Origin of the sequence: Streptomyces rhizosphaerihabitans (genome assembly GCF_025399795.1) — a bacterium.
GTDB classification, from domain to species: domain Bacteria; phylum Actinomycetota; class Actinomycetes; order Streptomycetales; family Streptomycetaceae; genus Streptomyces; species Streptomyces rhizosphaerihabitans.
On record NZ_JAODTZ010000207.1, the window covers coordinates 1 to 344 of the forward strand.

At 67.4% G+C, this 344-nt stretch carries 1 pseudogene; it reads left to right on the forward strand.

Going from position 1 to position 344, the window contains the following annotated elements:
- Positions 1–344, forward strand: a pseudogene (locus N4G66_RS45435) (hypothetical protein); the annotation flags it as partial.

Here is a 344-nt window from a genome sequence, read left to right on the forward strand (position 1 = left end):
GGGCTACCGCGAGGCGAAGCACCTGCGCGCCAAGGCGCACAAGAAGGTCGCCCGGCAGCGGCAGGACACCGGACGAATGGGGTCTCCCCTGCTCGGAGCTTGTCGGAGAGCTTGGGGAAGGGCGAAGAAGGTCGTGCACGATCACGACGTCATCGCGGTCGAGGACTTCCGACCGAAGTTCCTCGCCAAGACCACCATGGCCCGCAAGGCCGCCGATGCCGCCATCGGCGCCACCAAGAAAGCCCTGCTGGAGATGGGTCGCAAGCACGGGCGGGACGTCCGCCTCGTACACCCCGCGCACACCACCATGGACTGCGCACAGTGCGGAGCGAGAACCAAGCACG